This window comes from Cohnella soli (assembly GCF_042655525.1).
Lineage (GTDB): Bacteria > Bacillota > Bacilli > Paenibacillales > Paenibacillaceae > Cohnella > Cohnella soli.
Genome location: NZ_JBHSMI010000067.1, coordinates 411,054 through 437,457, shown reverse-complemented (window position 1 = coordinate 437,457; position 26,404 = coordinate 411,054). Strand labels below are relative to the sequence as shown.

At 50.9% G+C, this 26,404-nt stretch carries 26 protein-coding genes; 25 read left to right on the top strand and 1 reads right to left on the bottom strand.

Translation table 11 applies throughout. The features are described 5' to 3' along the window. The first annotated feature begins 26 nt into the window (after nt 1-26). From ACFPOF_RS31235 to ACFPOF_RS31175, 13 genes are all read left to right on the top strand, one after another. Nucleotides 27-1,214 carry a PQQ-dependent sugar dehydrogenase gene (locus ACFPOF_RS31235; protein ID WP_378139695.1) on the top strand — a complete coding sequence of 396 codons (1,188 nt, stop codon included), beginning with the start codon at nt 27-29 and terminating at the stop codon, nt 1,212-1,214. Nucleotides 1,215-1,312: 98 nt separating this feature from the next. Further along, nucleotides 1,313-2,107, top strand: coding sequence for a hypothetical protein (locus ACFPOF_RS31230; protein ID WP_378139693.1), 795 nt, complete (start codon nt 1,313-1,315; stop codon nt 2,105-2,107). Between the two features lie 241 nt (nt 2,108-2,348). Beyond that, nucleotides 2,349-2,957: a Crp/Fnr family transcriptional regulator gene (locus ACFPOF_RS31225; RefSeq protein WP_378139691.1), complete on the top strand. Its 609-nt coding sequence runs from the start codon at nt 2,349-2,351 to the stop codon at nt 2,955-2,957. A 22-nt stretch (nt 2,958-2,979) separates the two neighbouring features. Further along, on the top strand, nt 2,980-3,408 hold the full coding sequence (locus ACFPOF_RS31220) for a DMT family transporter (protein WP_378139689.1): 429 nt from the start codon (nt 2,980-2,982) through the stop codon (nt 3,406-3,408). Between the two features lie 139 nt (nt 3,409-3,547). Next, entirely contained in the window at nt 3,548-4,114 is a 567-nt protein-coding gene (locus ACFPOF_RS31215) for a Uma2 family endonuclease (RefSeq protein WP_378139687.1), read from the top strand. A 245-nt stretch (nt 4,115-4,359) separates the two neighbouring features. Then, a complete protein-coding gene (locus ACFPOF_RS31210; RefSeq protein ID WP_378139685.1) occupies nt 4,360-5,673 on the top strand; it encodes an ABC transporter substrate-binding protein in 1,314 nt (437 codons plus the stop codon). Between the two features lie 91 nt (nt 5,674-5,764). After that, the gene (locus tag ACFPOF_RS31205) at nt 5,765-6,640 is read left to right on the top strand and encodes a carbohydrate ABC transporter permease (RefSeq protein ID WP_378139683.1); all 876 of its coding nucleotides are present in this window, start codon (nt 5,765-5,767) and stop codon (nt 6,638-6,640) included. 19 nt (nt 6,641-6,659) lie between these two features. Further along, nucleotides 6,660-7,472, top strand: coding sequence for a carbohydrate ABC transporter permease (locus tag ACFPOF_RS31200; RefSeq protein ID WP_378139681.1), 813 nt, complete (start codon nt 6,660-6,662; stop codon nt 7,470-7,472). Between the two features lie 17 nt (nt 7,473-7,489). Then, nucleotides 7,490-9,532, top strand: a complete 2,043-nt coding sequence (locus ACFPOF_RS31195; RefSeq protein ID WP_378139679.1) for a hypothetical protein — start codon at nt 7,490-7,492, stop codon at nt 9,530-9,532. A 40-nt stretch (nt 9,533-9,572) separates the two neighbouring features. Beyond that, nucleotides 9,573-10,253: a PIG-L deacetylase family protein gene (locus ACFPOF_RS31190; RefSeq protein WP_378139677.1), complete on the top strand. Its 681-nt coding sequence runs from the start codon at nt 9,573-9,575 to the stop codon at nt 10,251-10,253. Nucleotides 10,254-10,294: 41 nt separating this feature from the next. Next, entirely contained in the window at nt 10,295-11,503 is a 1,209-nt protein-coding gene (locus ACFPOF_RS31185; protein ID WP_378139675.1) for a M24 family metallopeptidase, read from the top strand. Nucleotides 11,504-11,573: 70 nt separating this feature from the next. After that, on the top strand, nt 11,574-13,328 hold the full coding sequence (locus ACFPOF_RS31180; RefSeq protein WP_378139673.1) for a sensor histidine kinase: 1,755 nt from the start codon (nt 11,574-11,576) through the stop codon (nt 13,326-13,328). Next, a complete protein-coding gene (locus ACFPOF_RS31175) occupies nt 13,325-14,917 on the top strand; it encodes a helix-turn-helix domain-containing protein (protein WP_378139671.1) in 1,593 nt (530 codons plus the stop codon). Before ACFPOF_RS31180 ends, ACFPOF_RS31175 begins: the two co-directional genes overlap by 4 nt. 23 nt (nt 14,918-14,940) lie before the next feature. Here the strand turns inward: ACFPOF_RS31175 and ACFPOF_RS31170 are convergent, their stop codons facing one another. Next, nucleotides 14,941-15,885: an RluA family pseudouridine synthase gene (locus ACFPOF_RS31170; protein WP_378139669.1), complete on the bottom strand. Its 945-nt coding sequence runs from the start codon at nt 15,883-15,885 to the stop codon at nt 14,941-14,943. A 196-nt stretch (nt 15,886-16,081) separates the two neighbouring features. On the opposite strand from ACFPOF_RS31170, the gene ACFPOF_RS31165 reads away from it, so the two are divergent. From ACFPOF_RS31165 to ACFPOF_RS31110, 12 genes are all read left to right on the top strand, one after another. After that, nucleotides 16,082-16,810 (top strand): hypothetical protein, encoded by a 729-nt coding sequence (locus tag ACFPOF_RS31165; RefSeq protein ID WP_378139667.1) that lies wholly within the window; start codon nt 16,082-16,084, stop codon nt 16,808-16,810. Between the two features lie 34 nt (nt 16,811-16,844). Next, on the top strand, nt 16,845-17,249 hold the full coding sequence (locus ACFPOF_RS31160) for a GntR family transcriptional regulator (RefSeq protein ID WP_378139665.1): 405 nt from the start codon (nt 16,845-16,847) through the stop codon (nt 17,247-17,249). Further along, nucleotides 17,246-18,211 carry an ABC transporter ATP-binding protein gene (locus ACFPOF_RS31155; protein WP_378139663.1) on the top strand — a complete coding sequence of 322 codons (966 nt, stop codon included), beginning with the start codon at nt 17,246-17,248 and terminating at the stop codon, nt 18,209-18,211. Before ACFPOF_RS31160 ends, ACFPOF_RS31155 begins: the two co-directional genes overlap by 4 nt. Next, nucleotides 18,208-19,113, top strand: a complete 906-nt coding sequence (locus tag ACFPOF_RS31150) for an ABC transporter ATP-binding protein (protein WP_378139661.1) — start codon at nt 18,208-18,210, stop codon at nt 19,111-19,113. The genes ACFPOF_RS31155 and ACFPOF_RS31150 overlap by 4 nt, the downstream gene beginning before the upstream one ends. Next, on the top strand, nt 19,106-20,386 hold the full coding sequence (locus ACFPOF_RS31145) for an ABC transporter permease (protein ID WP_378139659.1): 1,281 nt from the start codon (nt 19,106-19,108) through the stop codon (nt 20,384-20,386). The genes ACFPOF_RS31150 and ACFPOF_RS31145 overlap by 8 nt, the downstream gene beginning before the upstream one ends. 401 nt (nt 20,387-20,787) lie before the next feature. Beyond that, nucleotides 20,788-21,096 (top strand): hypothetical protein, encoded by a 309-nt coding sequence (locus ACFPOF_RS31140; protein ID WP_378139657.1) that lies wholly within the window; start codon nt 20,788-20,790, stop codon nt 21,094-21,096. 40 nt (nt 21,097-21,136) lie between these two features. After that, nucleotides 21,137-21,838: an SGNH/GDSL hydrolase family protein gene (locus ACFPOF_RS31135; protein WP_378139655.1), complete on the top strand. Its 702-nt coding sequence runs from the start codon at nt 21,137-21,139 to the stop codon at nt 21,836-21,838. A gap of 291 nt (nt 21,839-22,129) precedes the next feature. Then, entirely contained in the window at nt 22,130-23,812 is a 1,683-nt protein-coding gene (locus tag ACFPOF_RS31130) for an extracellular solute-binding protein (protein WP_378139653.1), read from the top strand. A 95-nt stretch (nt 23,813-23,907) separates the two neighbouring features. Beyond that, nucleotides 23,908-24,804, top strand: a complete 897-nt coding sequence (locus ACFPOF_RS31125) for an ABC transporter permease (RefSeq protein ID WP_378139651.1) — start codon at nt 23,908-23,910, stop codon at nt 24,802-24,804. Between the two features lie 73 nt (nt 24,805-24,877). Beyond that, a complete protein-coding gene (locus ACFPOF_RS31120; protein WP_378140462.1) occupies nt 24,878-25,699 on the top strand; it encodes a carbohydrate ABC transporter permease in 822 nt (273 codons plus the stop codon). Between the two features lie 26 nt (nt 25,700-25,725). Beyond that, a complete protein-coding gene (gene tatA, locus ACFPOF_RS31115; protein ID WP_378139649.1) occupies nt 25,726-25,956 on the top strand; it encodes a twin-arginine translocase TatA/TatE family subunit in 231 nt (76 codons plus the stop codon). Nucleotides 25,957-26,044: 88 nt separating this feature from the next. After that, nucleotides 26,045-26,338, top strand: coding sequence for a twin-arginine translocase subunit TatC (locus ACFPOF_RS31110; RefSeq protein ID WP_378139647.1), 294 nt, complete (start codon nt 26,045-26,047; stop codon nt 26,336-26,338). Nucleotides 26,339-26,404 lie beyond the last annotated feature (66 nt).

Genomic DNA, 26,404 nt, shown 5'->3' with positions numbered 1-26,404 from the left:
ATTTTGGTAAAAGGGGGCTGGGCCGGATGGGCGCGAACGAACGAAGAATAGCGGGACTTGTGTTGTGCTTGTTAGCGATGGGGATAATCATGACCGCTTGCCGGGGGCAGAACGGGACGCCAACAACGGGAGGGTCACCCACCCGAGCAGAGCAAGCCGCCATTGTGTCACTAGCCGACATTTTCAAAGATGAGAGATTCGACAAGCCGGTTGGGTTGGAGACGAGGAAAGGTTACGAAGACGTCGTCTACATCGTCGAACAGCCGGGACGCGTGTTGTCCAAGAACTTAAAGAAGCCCGATGAACCCGCAGCCGTGGTACTCGACATCCGCAACCGCGTCTATGACGAAGGCAATGAACAGGGGCTGCTTGGACTGGCCTTCCATCCGAATCGGCCGAACGAAGCCTACGTGAACTACACAACGAAATCCCATACGATCATTGCGAGGTACAAGGCGGATCCACAAAATCAGGAGCGTCTGGAGCCTACGGGGGAGCAAGTCGTTTTAACCTTCGAACAGCCTTATGCGAACCATAACGGCGGTCAACTAGCCTTCGGTCTTGACGGCTACTTGTACGTTGCTACGGGGGACGGAGGCAGCGCCGGCGATCCGAACAACAACGGGCAGAACCTCGATAGCTTGCTCGGCAAAATCCTTCGGATCGATGTCAATGCGTCAGCCGAAGGCCTCGCCTACTCTATACCGCCGGACAATCCATTCGTCGAGAGCGGCGCTCCGGAAATTTATGCGTACGGTCTGCGTAATCCTTGGCGGTTCAGCTTCGAAGGGGAGACCGGCAGACTATGGGCGGCTGATGTCGGGCAAGAACGCTTCGAAGAGATAAATATCATCAAGAAGGGCGGCAATTACGGCTGGCGCGTCCGGGAAGGACTTGAATGTTACAAGCCGGATTCGGGATGCCAAAGAGATGGGCTAATTGATCCGATCTACGTCTACGACCACGAGGCGGGTATCTCCGTAACCGGCGGCTATGTATACCGGGGGAACGAGCTGCCGCGTGAGCTGGTCGGGGCCTATCTATACGCGGATTATGGTACGGGAACGATGTGGGCGCTGTCGACCGGCGACGAGGGACGGATGGTGAACCGAACGCTTCTGGAAACGGGAGAGAACATCACTTCCTTCGGACGAGACTCGAACGGAGAACTGTATGTTTGCACGCAAGGAGGTAAGATTTTAAAAATAATTTAGGCGGCTGACATAGACGTGCCTATCAAACCCAACTATAATACTTATGGTTCATAGGAAAAAAATCCTATATTAATATGAAATGTGGAGGATGACAAGGCGTGCAGTGCTCACAATGCGGTCATATGAATCAATCTTCAAAGTTTTGCGTGAAATGCGGGGTAAACCTGCAACTTGCGGCGACGTCGGATACGGTTAACCTTGGCAAACAACCTGACCAGTATTCGCAACAGTCCGGCGGGCCGACGCGCGAGGAACCGAACAAGCAGCTTCAACAAGCTAAACAAATCAGCAAACAATATATCGCTTATTTTGTTCAGGTGCTAAAGAGCCCAACGCGAACCGGACAAGCTTCCGACGGCAGTCATATGGCGAACGGACTGATTACAATCGTTCTGTTCTCTCTTATTTTGCCGCTGATCGTCTACTTCCAATTACGCCATCGGCTTTCTAGCTTCGGCGGCTTCGTCGTGAATCGCATTGATTTCGGAAGCGTTGTGATCAAGCCGTTCTTCTTTATGTTGATTATCCTCCTTCTCGTGAACACAGTCATGTTTTTCGTACTGAAAATCGGTAACGAGAACGTCAATTACAGGGAAGTAACAGCCCGGTTCGGCAGCTTCATGATTCCATCGGTAGCGTTCTTACTCGTTGCGTTGCTGTTCTCCCTTATAAGCGACGGTTCTTTTATTTGGGGGCTCAGCATCGGCTTGGGCATATTCTCTTGGTTTGTAGCCGTATGTCTCGTCATCTACAGCTTCAAGAAGGATCACACGAGCGGGCTGGATGCCTTCTACGGCGTCATTATTACTTATGCAGCTTCGTTCATACTGATCTCTCTGCTCGGCGACGATATTGCCTCCACGCTGTTCCGCGGCCTAAGAGGTCCTTTCTGATTGATTAAGATGTGAAACCGTAAGGCGCAATGCGCTCCTCTGAAGAGGGGCGTATTTTTTCTGTCGAATGGGACATATGTCCTTTTTCCGGGGGAATAATGCCTATACAATGAGCAGTAGGAAGGAAGAGAAGCGATCGGGGGACAACGCGCATGCGGAAAATCAAAGAAACGGCGGTTGTTCGAGAGCGGCTCGAGGTTTATGGGCTTGAAGGGACGTTCGGCGCAAGAACGGGGCGGCGATGGAGTTGCATGCGTTCGACAAGGGCGAGATCGTGGTCGCGGCCGACGCGCCTGTCGACTATTTCTACTTGCTCGTGAAGGGGAAAGTGAAAAACTATCGCGTGTTGCCGAACGGCAAATCGATGCTCATTCGGTTTAACGGTCCGATTAGCACGATCGGGGACCTCGAGATGACGAACGGGTTGACGGCGCAAAATACGGTGGAGTCGGTGAACGATACGTTGTTCATCGCGATTCCGAGGCAAGCTTATATCGATACGGCCAACGAGGATCCGGCTTTCCTGCGATTCGTCATCAAGCATCTGGTGCACAAGCTGCATACATTCTCGAACTCATCCGGATTGAATCTGTTATACCCGGTGGAGACGCGATTTGCGAGTTATCTTGTATCGATCGCGGTGGACGAGAACGATCGGGCGATGATCGAGGAGCTGAAGACGGCCAAGCTGACGGAGATCGCGGAGCTGCTCGGGACGAGCTATCGGCATTTGAACCGGGTCGTTACGCAGTTCGCAGCGGACGGTCTCGTCGAGCGAGCGAGGGGATCGCTGTACGTGAAGGATATCGGTCGGCTGAAGCAGCTCGCCAATGGGAATTTATACAGCTAGTTATCATGGCGGAGGGGTACGAATGATTGGGGTATTGTATGCGTTCATCGCGGGGACGATTGTAAGCATTCAGGGTATTTTTAACGTGCGGCTCGGCGAAAAGGCGGGGTTCTGGCTGACGAACGCCTGGGTGCATGGCACCGGGTTTCTGTTATCGATCGCGCTGTTTCTGTTCATCAAGGATGGCAGCATAAGCAAGCTTGCCTCCGTTAACAAGCTGTATTTGCTCGGGGGCTGTCTCGGCGTCATGATCGTTTTCACGGCAATGAAGTCGGTCATCGCGCTGAACCCGGCATACGCAGTCGCGATATTGCTGATCGCGCAGCTGTTGGTATCGATGTCCATCGAAAGCTTCGGATGGTTCGGAGTCGAGAAAATCGCGCTGTCGGCCAACCGGTTGATCGGTATCGGCGTCATGATCGCGGGCGTTATTGTGTTTAAGATGAAGTAGGTTCAAGCGTTCTTTCATTGACAGCATCGTCCGCAATCGGCCATAATAAGGAAAATAGGACGGGGAAGCACCTCGCAGAGCGGAACACGATTCGTGTCTTCGCTGTGCGGGGTGTTTTGGCGAAATGGAGGCTTTGTGGATGAGCGATAGAGGTAAGAAGGACGAGAAAGCGACGAAGGTGAAGGAAACGCACGGCACCTATTTTATCGAGGAAAGATACGAAATCATCGGCGGCGTTCGATACGACTTTCTGACTTCGCCGAAGTTTGTTCACCAGAGTGTGTCCGGAGGGCTCCATATTGCATTTCATTCGTCATGCGCTCAGGACGGAATTACTTTGTATGCCCCGATGGATGTTCATTTCGACAAAGATAATATTTTGCAGCCGGATATTCTCTATATTCGCCGAGAGAACAAGGAGATCATTAGAGACGGGTACGTGTACGGGGTTCCCGATCTGATTGTCGAGATATTGTCGACCAGTACGGCGCGCAACGATAAGACAATCAAAAAAGCGACGTACGAGCGGTTCGGCGTACCCGAATACTGGTTGATCGAGCCGAGCTATAAGCTTGTCGATCAATATGTGCTTGTAGATGGCGAATACCGGCTGCTGAAGACGTGGACGGAAGAAGAGCAGCTCGTCTCGCCGACGATTCCTTGCTTGACGATTGATTTGTCGGCTGTGTTCGCGACGGACATTTAGTCCAGGGCGCGCGACGAGCCAAACTTCGATGAACGGAGAAACCGTGAATATTTGAAAAATAGCGGCGTGGGGAAACTATCCCCAGGTCGCTATTGCACTTTTTGGGTCTACTGCGGCCTTCGTCTGTCCGTGTAACCTGAATATTGTTATATTTCTCATGAACAAATGCCAATTTATTTAGCTGAAAAAGAATTACGATTAACCATGTAAGCGCTTCGCATTCACGTATACAAGGAGGAGTTAGTTTGAAGAAGAGAAGCGGGGTCGTTCTTAGTACGCTGCTTGTAGCAGCCGTCACACTGGCAGGTTGTTCATCCGGAGATAAGGGAGCATCAGGGAGCTCCGGCCCGACGCAGACAAATGCGCCAGAGACCAGCAAAGCTCCGGATAAAAAGGAAAAGGTAACAATCCGTTTAGCAACAGCGATGGAACCGGCAACTCTGGAGCCTTATAAAAAGGTCGTTGACCAGTGGAATGCGGAGCATCCTGATATTGAGGTAAAGCTGGAGAATACGGCCTATGCGGAATACTGGAAAAAACTTCAGGTTATGACTGCGTCCAATACGATGCCGGATGTTTGGGTGTTTACGCCAGGATTAGGCGCGCAGTGGCAGGAGAACGGTATGCTGCTTCCGCTTAACGATTACATCAAGGATGACCCGTCCTTGAATCTGGAAGACTTCCATAAGATGATGATCGATTATTTGACTTACGAAGGGCAAATTTACGGTTTTCCTTACGATGTTTCGGCGCAGGTTCTGTTCTACAATAAAAATTTGTTTGATCAGGCCAAGCTGGACTATCCGACAAACGACTGGACGCTTGAAGATGTCAGGACAGCCGCCAAGAAGCTGAGCGAATTGAAATCGGACAAAGGAAAAGTATACGGTCTCTTATCCACTATGGCCGCAGATTTCACGGCCGATTCTTATTTCCGCGCTTTTGGCGCTACGATGCTTACGTCTGAGGGCAAGGTAGGGGTCAATAATCAAGGGGGAATCGATACCCTGCAGTTCTTTAAAGACAACATCGATATGGGCATTACGCCAAAGCCTGAACAAGGAAAGACGACCCGTCCGATCTGGCTCAATGGACTTGCGGGCATGATGGCGGATGGAGGATGGGTGATTCCTTCTTTCAAGGATGTACCTTTCGAATGGGATATGGTTCGGATACCGGCGGGTCCTAAAGGACAGTTTACTACCGGCTTGGGCGGAGCATTCGTCATTAGCAAACAGACTAAGTTCCCTAGGGAATCCTATGAATTTCTTAAATTCCTGACCAGTACGGAGAGCTTGAACGAGATTGTTACCAAAACAAACGCAGGCGTACCCGGACGGATTTCTTCCCAGGAAGGGCTGTCTCCTTTATTGAAGAAATATGCGGATTTGATTGGAACGGCTACGCCTTATCAAGCGAAAAACGGCATCCTGGAGCTGCAAACGATTGTCGGCAAAGAAATGGAGCAAGTGTGGTACGGTACGAAGACCCCTCAGGCCGCAGTAAAGGCAATGGAAGAACAGGGGAATAAAGTGTTCGACGATAAGCAAAAGAAATAAGTAAAAGCAAGAATGCAAGCGCTATAGAGACTTGTTGCCCGGCGGGCAGGTGCAGCAGCCTGTCCGCCTATAACAATGGAAGAGGGAGATTATGATGAATCGCACCTGGGGACAGCTCTCGGCCTATCTGTTTATACTCCCTTCAATGATCTGTTTTATCGTTTTTGTTCTGATTCCTGCGGTGATGGGCCTTGGCTTATCCTTATTCCAATGGGATTTAATGACTCCGATCCGCTATGTAGGACTCGACAATTGGACGGATTTTCTGAATAACAAGGAGGCCATCGCGAGCATCAGAACGACGCTGTTGTTTGTCGTCATATCCATTCCGCTGACGATATCGTTCGGATTGCTTCTGGCGCTTCTGGTCAATAAGCTGCCTTTCGGGAAGCCCGTGTTCCGGTCTGTTTTTTTTATACCTTCTGTCTCTTCCATGGTGGCGATGTCGGTCATTTGGGTGAACATGTATGCCAAGGACACCGGCCTCATCAATTATGGGTTAAGCTTGATCGGCATTTCTCCCGTCGGCTGGCTCTCCGGCCCATGGACGGCGATCCTGTCCGTCATTTTGTTTTCTCTATGGCATTCGGCGGGCTACAATATGCTTATTTTTCTTGCAGGTCTGCAGGCGATTGATGAGACGTTGTATGAAGCGGCCAAGGTGGACGGTGCAGGTCCCTTCTATGTATTTCGCAAGGTGACGCTGCCGCTGCTTTCGCCGACGATGTTTTTTATCGTGATCACCTCGGTGATCGGCAATTTGCAAACCTTTGAAGCTGTTTATATATTGACAGGCGGAGGTCCTGGTTATTCGACGACGACACTGGTTTATTTTATCGTAAATGCAGCCTTCAAAGGGTTCAATATGGGGCTTGCGGCAACGATTTCAACCGTGTTGTTCGCGTTGATCGCGATCGTTACGCTGATTCAATGGAAGTTTCAGGAAAGGTGGGTGCATTACAATTAAACGAACAAGTCCACTGCCTATGAGTCTCGTAGGCAAATATGCGCTCACTCTTGTTCTGGCTTTGTTTTTTGCCGCCCCGTTTCTATGGATGATCTCTTTGTCGTTAAAAGGGTTGGGTGAATTCTATGTATACCCTCCCAAACTGCTGCCTGCTGTTCCGCAATGGTCTAATTTTGTGGACGTATTCAAGCAGCTTTCACTACTGCGTTATCTGGGGAACAGCCTTTTCGTATCTACGACGACTACAGTATTGCAGCTGGTGCTGGCTTCCTCCGCGGCCTTTGCTTTTGCCGTGCTTTCGTTCAGAGGAAAGGCGTTTCTGTTCGCCTTGTTTATATCCAGCATGATGGTACCGGGCGCCGTTGTTCTGATTCCGCTGTTTATCATCACGCAAAAGCTGGGGATGATCGACTCGTACCTCGGGCTGATTTTGCCGATGCTATTTTCGGGATATGGCATTTTTATGATCCGCCAGTTTTTTCTCGGCTTGCCCCGTGATTTCTATGAAGCGGCGCGGCTGGATGGCTGCAGCAATCTAGGCGTGTTTGCAAGAATTTATTTGCCGCTGTCGGTGCCTGCGCTGGCCACGCTGGGAACGCTCGCCTTTATCTCCTTCTACAATTCGCTGCTTTGGCCGCTGATTGTAATCAATCGCGAGGAGCTTAAGACCATTCCGATCGGCATCGCCGGATTAGTCGGTCAATATGGCTTTATTACGCCCCATCTCGTTATGGCCGGAGCCGCTGTCATGGTGGTGCCCGCACTTCTCGTTTTTCTGTTTTTCCAGCGGTATTTAATTAACGGCTTTGTGATGTCAGGGATTAAGGGCTGAGGAGGTAGAGGGAATCTATGAACTTTGAAAAATGGCTGTGGGTAGAATTGATTGGCTTCGACAATGAACAGGACAATTACGGAGTCCCCGCTTATTTGGACAATTTAGGTTTTGTGCCTAAAGCGCTTTCGCTGCTGTTCTATTCACCTGACTTTGTTCATCTCCATGACCGGAATGAAAAAGAGCGCGTATTTTCACCGGAAATATGCTCGTATACAGCCAGGCCATATGGAAGGGACAGGGACAGACAGGAGTGGACCAGCACTCAGCTCCGTGGGCTTCTAAGCGAATTGCAGCAACATGGCGTTGAGGTATATTGCAGCTTTTTTGATTTGTTCATCTATAAGTTGGACGGAAAGCAATATAGCAGTGAATGGTGCAGCCGGCATCCTGAATTGCATGTCGTTACGAAGTCGGTCAAACGCACGGAGATGTTGAATCCGCTCGGCAGGCTTGCAGACGGAACTTATTATGAAGATTTCTTTGTTCAGCAGTTAACTGCCGTCATGGAGGATTACGGCTTCGATGGCTATCATGGGGCAGATGGCTATACGAGCCCGAGAATCAGTCTGGCGGAAGCCGACTACTCGGATGATATGGTCGGTCAGTTTACGGCGTCCGGCCGGGCGGAGCTTCCTTCCGAGCTGAGCGGCAACTGCGAAGGAAATGCGGAGCGAGTGCGCGCAAGAGCGGACTGGATATGGGCGAACAGGCGCTTGGAATGGATTGATTTTTATGCGGAGCGCTGGGAAACGTTTTGGCGCAAAATAGCGGCAAGGCTGCATCCGCTGAAGAAGAAGTTTGTGCTGAATTCAACGTGGACGAGGGATCCTTTCGAAGCGATGTACCGGTATGGCGTAGATTACAAGCGTCTGGCCGATACAGGAATTGATGGCTTTGTTGTTGAAGCGGGAGCCGCATCTCTGACGCTCGGAGCAGGCGGAATGGAGTACGAGCCTTGCGATGAGTTTAAGGCGACATTGATGCTGATCAAGAGCTACGTGCCGGATACGAAGCTGATTTGTCTCAATACGATTCAGGATACGACCGAGCGCTGGGATGCCTTGCGTCATGCCCCGGCAGTTCTGGAAAGAGACATCCTTACATTGCCGAACGTATACCGTTATGACCGTCAAGGAAAGCTCGAACGCTGTTCCTCGGGATGGATGGGCTGTCTGGCGGACGGCATGGACCGGCAGGAGTGGAAATGGGTCAACGACCGCTGGGAGCTTGGCTTCGATGAGCAGCCTGGACGACTGATTGGCGCCACCTTCCTTTGGTCGGATCCAATGCTTGCTGCGGAGCTTCGCAATTATATGGAAACGAGAGAATACTCCAGCCACAAATGGCTGCATACGCTCATCTCTCTCGGAGCCCCTGTGTATGCCGCGGCCAATATCGAGAATTTGGAGATGCTGACCGGTCCGGTTTTCGTAACGAATGCGCATCTGTGGCCGGAGGATGAGCTGCAAAGCGTGCTGGCCTATTCTGCGGGGCCGGTCATTTTGCTTGGTAGAATGACGGATCGCGCTGCCAGTCTGGGACTGTCTTCTGTTGGAGATGAGTTGAATGGGGCTAAGCATAAGGATGATTATTTTATGATCATCTATCCGGATGGAGGCTCGTCGGAGTCGCGGGTTTTGTGGATGGAAGTGGGCAGGGATAACACGGGAAACCGCTCGAGCCTGGATCAAGATGATTTGGACCTGGATGCGATTTCCTGGGTACAGGGGCTTCATTTCTCCGCTGTAGCGGATACATTCCTGCAGCTGTGTGCCTCGTGGATCGGAAATTGCGCGGGAGCGCCAATCGTGCTGGAGCAGAACGCTAAAATAAGCGTTAACGCGATGGAAATCGATAAGCACCGCTGGCGCTTGCTTATTGCGAACGGAAATTTGGACTATAAGTCTCCTGGAATCGATGTCGGGCGGAGCATCTCGAACATCCGGGTTTGTACGGATTTTCCCGGTACGCCCGTTAGTCCGAGAAGGAGCAGCTTCCATGTAACAGTACCGGGGAGAGGGACTGTTATTCTTGAGCTTGAATTCGATCAGCAATAGACGAATAGAAACATAGAACAGTCAAATAGGAGCGAATGTTATGCTGAATATTGAGAAAGCGCTCGTCATTTGCGCCCATCCTGATGACGAGGTGCTTGGGCTAGGCGGCACGATCAAAAAGATGACGAACGCGGGCGTAGAAGTAAACGTGCTGATGTTCGCCAATGGCAATGAGGGTTATACCGATTTGAAGGATAAAGAGCACATTGTAGAAATAAGACGCAAGGAGCGGGAGGCTGTAAAGGATATTCTCGGTATTCATACCTACGAGGCTTATGACTACGGAGATTATGCGATTCCGGCCAATGAAACGACCTATAAAATGTGCCTGCAGGCAATCCGCAAATACAAGCCGGATATCGTCTTCACCCATTACTGGCGGGAATATAACACGCATAAAGCGGTAGCCTCCATCGTCAGCGACGCTTTCTGGCAGGCAGGCTGGAACGCTTCGCTTGACCTGGGAGAGCCGTGGAAGGCGAAGTCGCTTTATTATTTCGAGGTCATAGAGCTGTTGGCACACGTTTCCCATATCGTAGACATCGAAGCTACGTTCGAGGCCAAGATGGAGGCCATGAGAGCATACGCTTCCCAGTGCACCGTCGTGTCCGGCGCGCTTCAGCAAATTGAGGGCAAAGCACTGATGCGGGGAGCGCAGGCGGGAGTCAAATACGGGGAAGCGTTTCTGAAAAGCATAGATAAGCCGGAGGTTGTTCGTTAATAGGCTTAAACATGGCAGCATGAACCAGGAGGGGTACCAACATGATTAAAATCCAAACAGCGGAATTTAAACAAAGAATAGAGAAGCTGAGAAATCGGATGAGACAAGAGCAGCTCGATATCTGCATCGTTTACGGAGATGAATACAGACGGGAAAATTTGCGGTATGTCAGCAACTTCTGGGCTCTGTTTGAGCGCGGCGCGCTCATTGTTCCGCTTGAAGATGAGCCTATCCTGCTGGCAGCTCCGGAAGGGGAGATGATTTGCCGGGAAACGAGCGCTTGGGACGATATCCGGGTGATTCCCGATTTTGCCTGCGTGACGGTTCCGGAGGAAATTGAATACCCGAATGCAGCGTATACAAGCTTCCAAAGCGTATTCGAACAATTACGCCGGACAGCGCCGCTGAAGAAAGCCGGCATTATAGGCATGGATGCAATGTCGCATCAGGTCTTTACGGCGATCGCGGACAATTTGCAGGGATGCGAAATCGTTGACGGCAATTATTTGCTGACGGAAGCGCGTCTAATGAAGTCGGCGGACGAAAGGGCGTGTCTGAAGGAAGCGGCACGGATTGCCGATGCCGGCTACAAAGCGCTGCTGCTGGCTGCCAAGGTAGGCGCAACGGAGCTGCAATTGGCGGCGGCTGCACATGAGGCGGCCTTTCGCGAGGGGGCTGAGGCCATTCCTTTTTGCCTTGTATCCAGCGGCGAGCGCGTGAATACCATTATTGGCCGGGCAACAGCGAAAAGAATTGCGGATGGCGATATGGTGATGGCCGCGCTGGCCGTCCAATATGAAGGCTATATTGCCACGATCAATTTTCCTTTTGTCGTGGGTAGCATGGGGGAGCGGCAGAAGCAATTTATCGGGCTGTTGATCGGGGCTAACGAAGCCGCGAAGGCAAAGCTGGTTCCAGGCGGCAAGCAGTCGGAGCTGGTGAAGGCTGTTAAGGATTATTTTCGCGCAAGCGGTGTGAGCCAGTACGATCTGTATCCTCCTCTGCATGGCTGCGGAGTGGCTGAAGCGGAATCGCCGTACCCGAACGAGGCGTCCACGGAGGTGTTCCAACCAGGCATGACCGTCAATACGGACATCAGCTTGTTCGGCCATCCCGACGGCTCCAACCGGATTGAAGAATCGTTCGTCATCACGGAGACGGGTTATGCTTCCTTATCCATTCTTGTTCCGCAATTATGCGAGCAATGGAAGGAAAGCGGCACCATCGAGCCATCCAGCATCTCCCTCTAGCCCTTCTATTGACAAGGTTTTGATGGCGGGTAGACTGAAGGTAAGATTGCCGAGCAGAGAGGGGGCTGTTATGAGACTTCGCATAGGACCGGGCAGAATCAGACTGTCATCCAAAAGTCTGATGACGCAAATGGTCGTCTATTTTTCATTAACAGTGCTGACCCCTCTCATCATTGTGATTATGATTAGCTACTCGGCCTTCATTGCGAATATTGAAGACAAGACCAAGCAGCTTATTCAATATGATACGAATCATGCGGTCGAGTCGATGGAATCTTATTATACCGATTTCACAAGGCTCACTGTTAATCTTGTCAAGGACGAGGTGTTATGGTCGCTGCTGGAGAAGGGACGGAAGCTAGGTCCGGACAAGCTCTATGAACAAAGCGAAAATGTCGGTAAAATTAGAGAGCTGCTCAGCGGCTATAAATACAGTCAGGATTATTTGGAGTCCATCGCATTGCTGTCCAAGTCCGGAGAAGCCTACAACTCCACGTCGGTTAATGATTTAGGCCTTCTTATTGATATGGAGAAGTTACATCAATCTCCGGGATTTCAGGATTTCGAGGAGCGCGGCTTGCTTAGGGGCAGTTACCCGTTTGACGAGCAGCAATGGATTCACTTGAGCCGGATTAATGACCCCGTTCGGTTTACGGAACATTTTGGGACGCTTGTTTACAAGATTGATAGGAGAATGTTCGAGGGGGTTTTTGGAGAAAATCCCCAGTTAGGATCCTCTGTGTATGTGTTTAATCAGAGCCGTCAACTGTTGTATCAGCAGGGAAATGCGCTTGATCTTCAAAGTCTGTTGCATATAAAGGAAACTGGGACGACCGATTTGACTAAGGATAACAAGAAGTATGTGGTTGTAAGTCAAAGCTCCAACGTGACGGATTGGCTCGTATTTGAGGTCGTTCCTTATGAGCTGATGGTGAAGGAAGCAAGAGACTTGCGGAATAAATCGATTTGGCTTGTTTTGATTACTTATGGTTGCGCGCTGGTGATTACATTGATTTTGAGCCGTCAGGTCATATTGCCGCTCAAAAAAATGATGGTCGCGATGCGTCACTTGGGAGCTGGAGCGACCTTAGTAGAAATGGAAGTAAAGGGACCTTCGGAAGTGAAAGAGATTACAGAGCGGTTCAATATGCTGAATCATCAAATTCGCAGCTTGATCGCTGATATTATAGAGGAACAAAAGAAAGCGAAGGAAGCCGATCTGGCTGCGCTGCAGGCGCAGATTAATCCGCATTTTCTGTATAATACACTGAATTTGACGGTGTTTCTTGCCAGAAAAAATAAAACGCGCGAGATTGAAACGTTAACGAATTCGCTCATCGAGCTGCTGCAGGATTCATTGAAGTCCAAACGGTTGGTGGCTACGCTAGCCAGCGAGTTAAGATTGATCGAGCATTACGTGAGGCTGCATCAGTTCCGTACGGAGCACGGAATCCAGTTGAATATTGAAGCGGATCCCGATTTGCTTGGTGTTTTTATGCCCAAATTTTCACTGCAGCCTCTGGTGGAAAATGCGATTTTCCACGGAATCTACCCCAAAGAGGGCCCGGGTGGCATTCATATTAAGGTGGAGCGGGTGATGGATACTTGCCAAATTCGGGTGATCGATGATGGGGTGGGCATTCATGACAAGCCGGACGCGGGCTTGCGGCGTTCAGTCGGTCTGGATAATGTGAGGCAGCGTATTGCCCATTATTTCGCGGATGGACAGTCCGATGTGCAAATGTTTAGCAAGCCGGGCATTGGAACCGTTGTTGTGATTATGTTTTCGCTAGCTAACCATGATAGGTTGGGTGATAGCAGATGAAATCCGTGCTTATAGTCGATGATGAAGCTTTTGTGCGGGCGGGGCTGAAAGAAAGCATCGATTGGCCGAAATTCGGCTATGATCATATCTACGAGGCTGACAATGGGCTGAAGGGACTGCAAGAGTATAAACGTCTCCGGACCGATTTGATTATGACGGATATTCGCATGCCCATCATGGATGGGATTGATTTCTGTACAGAAATACTGAAGCTGAACCGCAATGCGAAAATTATTGTAATTAGCTCTTTTATGGATTTTGAGTATGTTCGCCAAGCTTTTAAGCTGGGCGTCATGGATTATTTGCTGAAGCATCAGATGACGGAGCAGCAGCTAGCTCCCATCCTGCTCCGGCTGGAGGAGGAGGAGGAGCAGGAACGGGACGGTTCGTTCAGCAAGCTGGGCAAGCAGGCGTATTTGCGCCACTGGCTGGCTGGAACGTTGCATGTCGGTGCGAATTCCCATGATCCGCATGGCTCTCACGCCAGTCCCAATACCGGCTTCAGGCCCTATAGCTTCAGCGCCGAAGATCATTTGCAAATGATTGCCATTCAGATTGATGATTACAAATGGATCAAGAAAAATTCCTCCTTGTGGGCCAATCCTGCCGAGAGGGAGGCACGGGCCGCGACGGTTGCAGAAGAAGTTTTAGCCTCTTATCAATCAGATATAACCGAATGGCATGAAGGCTCTTTGTTCGCGATTATTTCTTTTGGTTCGAGGCTAAGCCGTTCGGAGGCTTATGCAAATGCCGCCCAGATTACCCAGAAGCTGCAGCGGGAATTACAGAGAGAGCTGGGGATTGCAGTCTCAGGCTTGTACTATCCGCTGCCTGTAACTGCCGCCGAGCTTCCCGAATGCTACTGTAGGATCAATGCCGAACTGGGTCGTTTTCATCGCAGAGGGTATATCGGTCCGTATGAAACGGAGCGGAGGCAAAAGTCAGATGGCAATTCGCAGCGGGTTGACCTCGGAGAATGGAAAAACAAGCTGCTTCAAGGGCAGCTTGCCTGGTTGATGAATGAACTGGATATACTGTGGCTGCATAAAGGACCCGGCATGAATGAAAGTGAAATCCGCATGTGTTTTAGAGAAATCATAAATACCTTTTATAATGAATTCCAGGTTGGCTCGCTGCTGGCTTCCAGTGAAGGCTTGATGGATCTGTCAGTAGAGCATTTCACCACCTTTGAAGGCTTATATGAATGGTCGGTCCTATGCGTGGAGCATCTGAGGCGCTTATCCGCTGGAGCTGTAAAAAAAGCCAGCAGCAAAATCCGTTCTTTTCAACTGTACATCGAGGCGCATTTACATGAAGACCTTTCCCTAGATGCCATGGCCGAAAAAATGCATTTCAATAAGATATATTTATCCGAGCTGTTCAAGCAAGCGGTTGGAATGACTTATACCCAGTATGTAACTGAGGCACGAATGGCTCATGCGCGGCGGCTGTTAACGCAATCCGCGCTGTCGATTCAGGAGATCAGCGAGCAAGTGGGCTTCAATGACGCTGCCTACTTTATTAAGACCTTCCGTAAATATACGGGACAGTCGCCTTTGAAATTCCGCAAGCAATCTGCGGAAGCATAGGCGGCTGTCTTTTTGTTCTACCGCTATTTCTCGCCGAACTGGCTGAGGAACGGCTTCGGAATGTCCGTCTCGAAGCGCATCGGCTTGCCTGTAACGGGATGTTCGAATCCGAGTACGCGGGCGTGGAGGCCGAGTCGGGAAAACGGCTTTGTTTTCGCGCCATACTTCTTGTCGCTGGCGATCGGGTGGCCGATGTCTTGCATGTGGACCCGGATTTGATTTTTACGCCCGGTCTCAAGCTCTACTTCAAGCAACGAATAATTGCGCGAAGCGCGCAGCACTTTGTAGCGGGTAATGGCGTGCTGGCCGTCATTCTTCGTGAAGCTGGAATACATTTTCAGCGTCGATGTTTCTTTCAGCCACGATTCGATCGTGCCGGTCGATTGCTTGACCAAGCCTTCGACAAGGGCGACGTAGGTGCGTTCCGTAACGACGTCCTTCCAATTGTCCTGCATTTTCTGCTGAATGCTCTCGCTCTTCGCGAACATCATTAGGCCGGATGTTTCCCGATCGAGACGGTGCAGGATGAAAATGCGCGCGTTCGGATTAGCGATCCGAACGTGTGCGGTGAGCTGCCGGTAGGCGGTCAGCTCCTTCTCGCGATCGGTGGCGATCGACAACAAACCCGCGTCTTTGTTCACGACGATGATCGCGTCGTCTTCGTAGACGATTCGCAAGCCGACGAGAGGCGGGGCGACGGTTGTGCGGTCTTTGCGCACTTCGACCACTTGTCCCGGCTTCAAAGAATAGTTGTAAAGTTTCTCGACTTTGCCGTCGACGGATACTTGGCCGTGCGCGAGCAGCGATTTGATGGAATTACGCCCTTGGGGGGCGAGCTTGTCCAGCAGGAAGGCAAGCAGCTCTCCCGATTCCGTTACTTGCAGCGTTTTGGGAGGCGCACCGGCACCTCCCCGGTTTAAAGCCCCGCCGTGAGGGCGGGGCGATGATGGGCGTTTACCTTGTCTCATTGGCAATCGATCGTTCCTTTCGTACGCAACAGCTGTGCGCTTCAACATAGGCCCATTATACCTTATTTCTGCGGAATAGCAGAACTTCGCATTCTTTAGCAATTTACTTCGGCAAGCTGTTGACACTTATCTGTGTCTAAGTGTATAGTGTGTATATGGATATACACACATGAACACTCGTGAAGGAGGAGCCGCATTGAGCGAGAAGCAAGCCATCAGAGCCATAAGCTGGAGTCTGTGGCGCCGGGAACGGATGGGTATGCTGTTTACATTCGTTTTCGCGCTATACACCGGGGGAATCATCAGTCTAAGCTTGAATGAGACGCTCGGAGGAGGAGCGGATGCGGCCGCAGGGAACGGACTGACCGACTGGCTGTACGTGACGATGTTCCCGATTTTCGGCACGGTGATGAACAAGTCCTCGTTCGGCATGTGGCGCGATGATAATTTCTCGAAGCGATTGGCTTACTGGCGCACGATGCCGATTCCTCTCGAAGCGATCGTGAAGGCGAGATTTTTGCAGATGCTATACGTTCTGCCGAGCATCGGCGCAGCGTTCGTTCTGATGCAATATGTCATTTCGGATAAGTTCAGAGAAGTTTTATCTCCGGTGCAATTGGTGGAGTTCTGGCTCGTATGGATCGGCTACTCGATCGCGATGAACGGTTTGATCATCTTATGCGAGTTTTGCTACAGCGGCAAACGATATACGATCTATTACTTTGCGGGGATGGCGGCGTTGGCGGGAATATGCGCTGCGGCTGCCTGGAGAGATAAACACTTCGTCATTGGAATGATGAACGGGATTGCCGGCGGTTACGGTTGGGCTTACTTGCTCGGCGCCGCAGCGCTGGCGATCATCGGGGCCTGGTTAGGGTACAGGGCGACAGTCGCCAAAATTCGCAAACGTTCGCTGACCTTCTGATGAGGGGACGAGCATACAGATAGGGGGTGAGCTTGTGTGGCTGCCGATAAGGATTGACGAACAACGCCCGGAACCGCTGTATCACCAGATCGAAGTGCAGCTTCGCGGGCTCATCCTTGGCGGTCAGCTTAAGGAAGGCACATTGCTGCCGTCGATTCGCGAGCTGGCGGTTGGGCTGAAGTGCAGTGCCATTACCGTACGCCGGGTATATCAGGACTTGGAAAATGAAGGTTTGATCCGTACGCGGCAAGGGACGGGAACGTTCGTCGCGAGAGTGATGCCGATCGCTCTGGATGAACACAAGCTGGAGAAGGCGGCGGAGCATTTGGAGAAAGCGGTGGATGCTGGTCTTCAATTGCAATGCACGCTGGAAGAGCTTGAGGAATTGTTCCGTGCGACGATCGACAAAAAGCGGAGCGAAAGGGGCGGGGAAACATGACGAGAACGACGACTGCCTGGCGCGAGACGGATGCGATGACGGCAAATTCAGAGGATGCGGCGATTTCCTGGCGGGGAGTGAAGCTTCGGCACGAGCGATTCACGTTCGGACCGATCGATTGCGACATCCCGAAAGGGATGGTGACCGCGGTTGTTGGACCGAACGGATCCGGCAAGAGTACGTTATTCCGTTCCCTTCTCGGTCTGGAGCCGATTCGCGAAGGAGAAACCGAAGTGCTCGGCACGAAGCTCAGCGGAGGCCGGGACGATGCGTACAAAGGGAAGATCGGTTTTTTGGCGGAAAATCCCCATCAGTACGAGAACGGGCTGACCGCCGACGAGAAAGCGGAATTCGCATCGTTGGTGTATGCGAGTTGGGATTGGGACAGATATCGCAAGTTGATGCGGCATTTCGACGTGGACGGCGGCGTCAAATTGTCTAAGCTGTCCAAAGGAATGCGGCGCAAGGCGGAGCTGTCCGTCGCGATGGCGCACGATCCGGAGCTTCTGCTGCTCGACGAGCCTTCGTCGGGACTCGATCCGTTCGCCTGGCGGACAATGTTGGAACAGCTTCAGCGTTATATGGAACCGGGCGACCGGACGATATTGATCGCGACCCATATTATCGCCGAAGTTCAGCGGCTCGCCGATTATATTTTGTTCCTGAACCGGGGCAAAGTGCTCGGGCTGTACGAGAAGGACCGCTTGCTCGACGAATGGCGCACGATTGTCTTGCAAGCGTCGACGAATGCGGCGCAAGCCGACGCCAGGACATTACAGGCGGCCCCAGGGCTACAAAGCTTCACGGAAGCGGGATCAGGTATCTATCGCTTGGAAGTCGACGATTCCGAACAAGCCGAATCGTATTGCCGAGCCAACGGTTTTCAGGTGCTCGGCGTCCAGCGGATGGAACTGGAAGATATATTAAGCTGTTTAATTCGGAAGGAGGAAGCAAAACGATGAATGCATTAAGCGTGAATCGAATCGTGAAAAATTATGGAGACAAAACGGCCGTAAACGGCCTCAGTTTCGAGGTGTCCCCTGGGGAAATATACGGGTTGCTGGGCGCGAACGGCGCCGGCAAGACGACAACGATGAGGATGGTGCTCGGACTTATTTTGCCGGACAGCGGCAGCATCAGCTACGCGGGCAAATCTTATTCGAAGGAACAGCTCAGCATGCTCGGCTATTTGCCAGAGGAGCGGGGGATGTATCCGAAGATCAAGGTGGCCGACCAGATCATCTACCTCGCGCAATTGCGCGGCATGTCCAAGAAGGACGCCGACCGCAACCTGAAGCGCTGGTTGGAGAAATTCCAGGTGCCTGAATATTACGGGAAAAAAGTCGAAGAGCTGTCCAAAGGCAATCAGCAGAAAATACAGTTTATCGCGTCAATTATCCATAATCCTAAAATCGTTATTATGGACGAAGCGTTCAGCGGCCTCGATCCGGTTAACGTAGAGCTGCTGAAATCAACCGTCAAAGAGCTGCGCGACGAAGGCACAAGCATTCTGTTCTCGACGCACCGCATGGAGCACGTGGAAGAACTGTGCCGGAACATTACGATTATGCACAAGTCCAATCCGGTGCTGCAAGGCTCGATCAAGGACATCAAGAAACGGTTTCCGCAGGAGCGGGTAGTCGTGTCGACCGAAGGGGAAATCGGCGGTTTGGCGAACATCGAAGGCGTCACGAACGTCATTCGTCATGAGCACGGCGGCTACGAGTTGAAAGTGAAAGACCCGGGAGCGGGCCAACGGATTTTGCAGCATGCTTTATCGCAAGGACCGGTTACGAGATTCGAGATTTTGGAACCGACGCTGAACGAAATCTTTATTAAGACGGTAGGTGAGAGCCATGAATAACAGCTTGTGGACGGTACTCGGATTTACGGTCCGTAATAAAATTCGCAGCAAAGCATTCATTATCATGACGGTTGTGCTTGCCGTATTGCTCGTCGTCGTGGGCAATCTTCCCGTTCTGATCGACAAGCTTGGCGGCGGAGACAAGGCAACGAAAGTCGGATACTTGGCGAGCGAAGAGCCGCAGATTATGGAAGGTTTGAAGTCGTACTACGCGAAATTGCCGGAGCAGTCTATCGAACTCATAGCGATCACGGGTACGGAGCAACAATTGAAAGATGCGCTCGAGAACGGGGATATTAGCGGTTACTTATCATTCGCCGACAATCCGCCCGAACGACCGCAAGGTTATTTTCCCAAAGCATCGTACAACGCGAAGAGCGCATTCTCCGGTGGAACTTCTTCCTCGCTCACCGGCGCCCTTCAGAAGGTGAAGACAGATGCGATCATCAAAGACGCCGGCCTGACGGAGGAACAGAAGCAGCAGTTGTATGCTCCGGTTCAGCTCGATACGAAGAAGGTCAGCTTTACGAATGAGAAAGGCAAGACGGAAGAAGAGCAAGGTATGGCGATCGGCCTGACCTACGCGATGATTATCCTTCTATTCATGGCTGTCATGATCAGCGGTCAATTAATCGCAACGGAGATCACAGCGGAGAAAAGCTCCCGGGTCATGGAAATCATCGTTACGAGCGTCTCTCCCCTGAAGCAGATGTGGGGTAAAATTCTCGGCACGTTTATCGTTGCGATGATTCAACTCATCATCCTGATCGGCGCGCTTGTCCTCAACCTGATGAGCCCGCAGAACAAGGACTCGCTCGACAAGCTCGGCATCGATCTGAGCGCGATTGACGCGACGCTGGTTATCTATGCGATCGGTTTCTACTTGGCAGGTTTCTTCCTGTACTCGACGCTGTTCGCTTCCGTCGGCTCGATCGTCAGCCGCACCGAGGATCTCGGTCAAGCGATATTGCCGATCACGATGCTCACGCTCGTTGGCTTCTACGTCGCGATGTTTGGTCTGACGCATCCGGATCATATTCTGATCAAAGTGTGCCAGTACATCCCGTTCTTCTCGCCGTTCCTCATGTTCTTGCGCATCGGCTTGTCGGAACCGGCCTGGTGGGAAATCACACTGTCGATCGGCATTTTGTTCGCATCGATTCTGTTCATCGGCTGGCTGTCGGCCAAAATCTACCGCGTCGGCGTGCTTATGTATGGCAAGCGTCCTTCCATTAAGGAGATCGCTAAAGCGATGCGGGCTTATAAGGTGTAAGCAATACAAAATTGTCTTCGTGGTCCACGATCATTGTTGATACTCATTACGCCGATATTTGTGATATTTCAGGTCATATATTTGAGACTGAGTTCAAAACCAGTAACAGCAATGTTCCTTGCTGTTACTGGTTTTGTTATTGATAGATGATTCAAATGTTAAAACAAAGGGCGGCCTCTAGATCCATGAGATTCGAGACAAGTACGATCTTCTACACTGTTTTTACTCGTTATATTGTCAAAATCGTGCAAATGAACAAGACGAATCGGCGGCACGGCAAGGAAAATAACTCGTCGAAATAGACGATAATCATCAAGACCTGCAAAGACGCCAATTCGTTTATGCAGTACGATACAACTAAGCAAAGTTGTGATGCCTAAACGAAAAGGAAGATGGATACGATGAAGGCTCTGCAAATTACCGGGTCAGGCCAGTATGCCATTGTGGAAACCGAATTGCCCGAACTGCAGGATCATCAGGTGCTTGTGGAAATCAAAATCGTCTCGACCTGCCCCCGCTGTGATATGAACATGATGGCGGGACGAGACAGGAAAACCACAATGGACGGAATAACAGAAGGCTGGCTGCAGACGACGCAGCTGATCACGCACCGGTTTCCGGTCGAACGCGTTGCGGAATCCTGGGAGCTTATTTTGGATAAAAGCCGTCCTTGTCTCGGAGTTGTCCTAGACTGGAAAGAAGACCGCTAATCGAAGCGGAATTTCGGGCAGTGAGAAGGGAGAATTTGCGATGCCATTTAGTCGATTTCACTCAAGATTACAGGAAAAAGCCGCCGATCCCGGCGCGCGAGCGGTCACGTATGTCGCTTTCGGAGACAGCGTAACGCAGGGCTGCATGGAGCTTGGCGTAATCGAGTATGAGCGCGTGTACCATCAAATATTCAAACGGTGTGTGGAGGGCGGCTTCCCCGGAACGGTGATCAATGTGATCAATTCCGGGTTTGCGGGCGATACCGCCAACGCTTCGCGTTCCAGATGGCAGAGGGATGTACTGATGTATGAGCCGGACTTGGTGACGATCGGTTTCGGCCTGAACGATGCCCACGGAGGTCCGGATGGAGTCGAGCCTTACATAAAGGCGATTGGCGATCTTGTCGATCGTCTGCGGAACGAGACGGGAGCGGACATCTTGCTGGTCGTTCCCGGCATGATGATGAAGCGAGACAACGACCGTATTCACGAGTCGCACCGCAGCCTCGTGACGGAATTTATCCGCGTGGCGGATGCGGGGTATCTTGCTATGTACGTCGAAGCGCTTCGCTGTTATGCTCGCGAGGCGGATGTTCCGTACTTCGATTCTTACCGGATGTGGGAACAGATGGAGCAGGACGGCATCGACATCCACACCCGGTTGTCGAACGGGATCAATCATCCGGACGCCGATTTTCACGTAGAGTTAGGAAAGGCTTTGGCGAACACGATTTTTAGGTAAAGTAAACTTATAATAGCCGAAATGAATGTTTCTTTTCGGAATCAGAAAGTTCCGAGGCTTCCTTGTTATTCAGGGGAGCCTCTTTAAAGTGCTCACTCATGGCATTTGAATATCAAGAAATGGAAAATTTCCGAACCCTATGAGACAGGTGAGCAACAGAGTGTAAACGATGACAAGGGATTACCGTTGTTGCGTTCCGGGCAACGTCGATATAATTAGTGTACACTCGAGTGAACATATTGTCAGGGGGATGAAGGTGTGTCAAGCAGAATGAGAAGGAAGTCTTTTGTAATGGTCTTACTTACATTGTTGGTTTCAGCAACTGTGTTGAGTGCATGTGGAAGCGGTTCCAAAAGCAACACTGCCGCAACAGGCGAGCCGACCGGCAGCGGCAAGCCAAGCGAAGCCAGCGAAAGCCAGCAGTCGGACAATGGCCAGGCTGATCCGCTTGGGAAATACGAGTCACCCGTTCAAGTGACAATCGGAAGAACGGCCGATAACTTCAAATTCGCCCCCGGGCAAAGTATCGACAAAAACGTCGTTTACGATTTATATGAACAAAAATTAGGCATTAAGGTGATCAATGATTGGGTCGTCCCCAGTGAGCAATATGACAGCAAGGTCAATGTTGCGATTGCGTCAGGCAACATTCCGGATATGATCGAGGTGAACGGAGCTCAGCTGAAAAATTTGGTAGAGGCGGATATGATCGAGGATTTGGCCTCGGTATACGAAAAATATGCAAGCGCGGATACGAAGAACTTACTATCAGAGGATGGCGGTTACGGGATCAATGCGGGTTCCATCAACGGAAAAATGTATGGCTTACCGGTGACGACCCAAGGGTATTGGGATTCGCAAGTTTTGTGGATCCGTCAGGACTGGCTAGACCGATTGAAGCTTGAGCCACCGAAAACGATGGACGACGTCATTCGCATCGCCAAAGCGTTCACTAACGACGACCCGGACGGTGATGGCAAAAATGATACGAATGGTCTTGGGGTGAGCAAGGACTTATTAACGAATCTCTTTGGCTTTTTCAACGGTTATCATGCGTATCCTGGCAAATGGTTCAAGGATGGCAACGGGAGTGTAGTGTACGGCAGCCTAAAGCCTGAAATGAAGGAGCCGTTGGTGAAACTCGCAGACATGTACCGGAGTGGAATCATCGACAAGGAATTTGGCGTCAAGGATGGAGCGAAGCTTACGGAAGCGATGAACGCCGGGAAAATCGGCATGGTTTACGGAAACTTCGCCTATCCTATGTTTGCATTCAAGGATTCAATCGTCACGAATCCTAAAGCCGAATGGAACGGCTATCCGCTTCCGTCAGCGGACGCGAATCCTGCGAAAGCGTTCGTCGGCCCGACCGCGAGCACATTCTTTGTCGTAAAGAAAGGCTTCAAGAATCCCGAAGCACTCGTCAAGATGGCTAATCTGTGGGTTGACGGTCTTGTGCACCCGAATACGCAGAATCTTGACAAGGAAAAATCGGATGCCGACTATCAGACTTATCGATACTTTTTTGTCAGGATGTCGGCTCCATTAGCTCATATCAGCCAGCACGAACATGTGAAAGCGGCGCTGCTCGCCAATGAAAAGCCGGACAAAGCCAAGCATACGGTCGACGAATATGGTTACCTGGATGCGATCTACAAGTACAAGGCTAATCCGGAGAATACGAAAGACCCGGTGATTCTGAACGGCTGGACGTTCAACCGTACGTTCGGAACGCCCCATAGCGGTCTGGAAGTTCTGGACGAATATTTTAAGAATGATTTGACCATCTATACAGGCCTAAAAGTAGCATCTACGGAAACGATGGCTGCAAAAATGCCTACGCTGACCAAAATGGAAGAAGTCATGTTAACCAAAATCATTATCGGAGAAACCGGAATCGAGGAGTTCGACAAATTCGTGCAGGATTGGAACAAGCTCGGTGGAGAACAGATTACGAAAGAAGTAAACGAGTAACAGGAGCCGACTCAGAGAAGGCCGGTATGCGGTTTCGGCCTTCTCCGTTCTCAGTGGACACCTGATGTCGGCTTCAGGAAGGGGACACATTCCCAATGTTCGGTAAACAATTCAGAAGAAATATTCCACTTCATACTATGTTGCTACCCGCCGTAGCGCTTACGATCCTGTTCGCATACGTGCCTATGGCCGGCATTGTAATCGCCTTTCAGAAATTTATACCAAATCGCGGGTTTTTCAACTCCAGATGGGTCGGTTGGGACAACTTCGCCTATATGCTCAACATGCCTGATATTTATCAGGTCATCCTGAATACTTTATACATCGCCGTAATGAAAATTATCGCCGGGATGATCGTGCCGATCGTCGTAGCGTTGCTGTTGAACGAAATGAAAAGCAAGTCGTTGACGAGAGCGATACAAACCATTGTTTATCTTCCTCATTTTCTTTCTTGGGTGATTATGGGGGGGATTTTGATCGATCTGCTCTCAATGAAGGGCATTGTGAACCAGTTTATACAGTGGATAGGATTTCAGCCGGTTTTCTTCTTGGGCAGCAATGACTGGTTTCCATTCACGCTCGTCGCTTCGAGTACGTGGAAGGAGTTCGGTTTCTCTACGATCGTCTTTTTGGCGGCGATCACCTCGATCGATCCGACGAATTACGAAGCTGCTTATATAGACGGAGCGAATCGTTGGAAGCAGATGCTGTATGTGACGCTGCCCGGCATGACGCCGATTATCGTACTGCTGACCGTTCTCAATCTTGGCAACATATTGAATGCCGGCTTCGATCAAGTGTTCATCCTGTATAGTCCTTCTGTCTACGAATCCGGCGATATTATCGATACGATGCTCTACAGAATCGGCTTCGTCGAAGCGCAGTATGGCGTCTCTACGGCGGTAGGACTGTTCAAGTCGGTAATCAGTACCATTTTGATCGCCATTTCGTATTGGATGGCCTACCGGCTTGCCAACTACCGCATTTTTTGAACGAGGAGGAAAGTCATTGGTTGAACCGAAAACATGGAGTCACAGCGCGTATAACGCTACAATCAACTGCATAATGATCGCGCTCGCCCTCGCTTGTTTGCTTCCGTTTATACATGTGCTGGCCTTCTCGTTCAGCAGCCCGGCTGCGGCCAGCTCCGGACTTGTGACATTCTGGCCAGTCGATTGGAATACGGATGCGTACCGACTCATCATGCATGACAACAAATTCATCGCATCGTTCTGGATTTCTGTTCGAAGGGCTGTCATCGGCACGCTGATCAGTTGCCTGCTAACGGTCATCACCGCTTACCCTTTGTCGAAGGAATCGCTTCGATTCCGTTCAAGAACCGTCTACGTATGGTTTTTCGTCGTCACGATGCTGTTCGGCGGCGGGCTTGTTCCGAACTATATGGTCATACGCGCATACGGTTTACTGGATACATTCTGGGTACTTATTATTCCATCTGCCGTACAAGTATTCAATATTACAATGATGCTCCATTTCTTCCGCGGTTTGCCGAAAGAGCTGGAAGAGTCGGCTTACGTCGACGGCGCTGGTCATTGGAAAATTTTATTCATTATCTACTTGCCGCTATCGTTGCCATCGCTCGCCACAGTTGGCCTGTTCACGATAGTCGGACACTGGAACTCTTGGTTCGACGGCCTGCTGTATATGAACAAGCCGGAAAGCTATCCGTTGCAAACGTATTTGCAGACAATCGTCACGAACCCCGACATGAGCAAGATGAGTAGCCTCGAGGAAGTATTGAACGTATCTAGGGAAACGATCAAGACGGCGCAAATTTTCCTCGGAATGCTTCCTATACTCATTGTGTATCCCTTCCTTCAGCGCTACTTTGTCAAGGGGATTACGTTAGGAAGTGTGAAGGGGTAAGTTAAGCTAGATTAGGAGGAGAAAGAATGGGTGGAATCGGAGCATCGGGGATAATATTGCTGGTGTTGATCGCGCTGCTGCTGTTTGGGCCGAACAAGCTGCCCGAGCTGGGACGGGCGTTCGGACGTACGCTGCGGGAATTCAAGAAGGGCGCGAACGATTTAATGGCCGACAATAATGATCGCAATGTCCATCCGGTAGACATTACACCGCAAGAGAAAGAGCAGCCGTCATCGGAAAGGCGCCTTCCGGAGTAAGGAAATCGAGAGATTGTGCCTGCATACAAGGCGGCTGCATGCGCGGTCGCCTTAGTTCTCATATACGATTATGAATTTGGAGGCCATCATGCGGAAAAACCCGAATGCCGTCCCCGACGACGGCGGGATGTCGATATGGGATCATGTCGGGGAACTGCGCAGGCGCATTATTTATACACTAATTGTGTTTGCTGCCGGCATGGTCGGCGGGCTGTTCGGAGCACAGCCGCTGTTCGATTATTTGGTGAAAGCTGCCCCAGCTGAAAACTTGTCGCTAAACGCGTTTTTGCCGTGGGATGCGATCGGCATATACATGAAGTTTGCCGTCCTGATCTCGTTGACGTTCGCTATTCCGTTCGGTTTTTTCCAATTATGGCGCTGAATCAAGGCGTAACTAACTTACCTTGTTGTGCATTTGGAATGGATCGCCTCTCCATTGCTAACTATT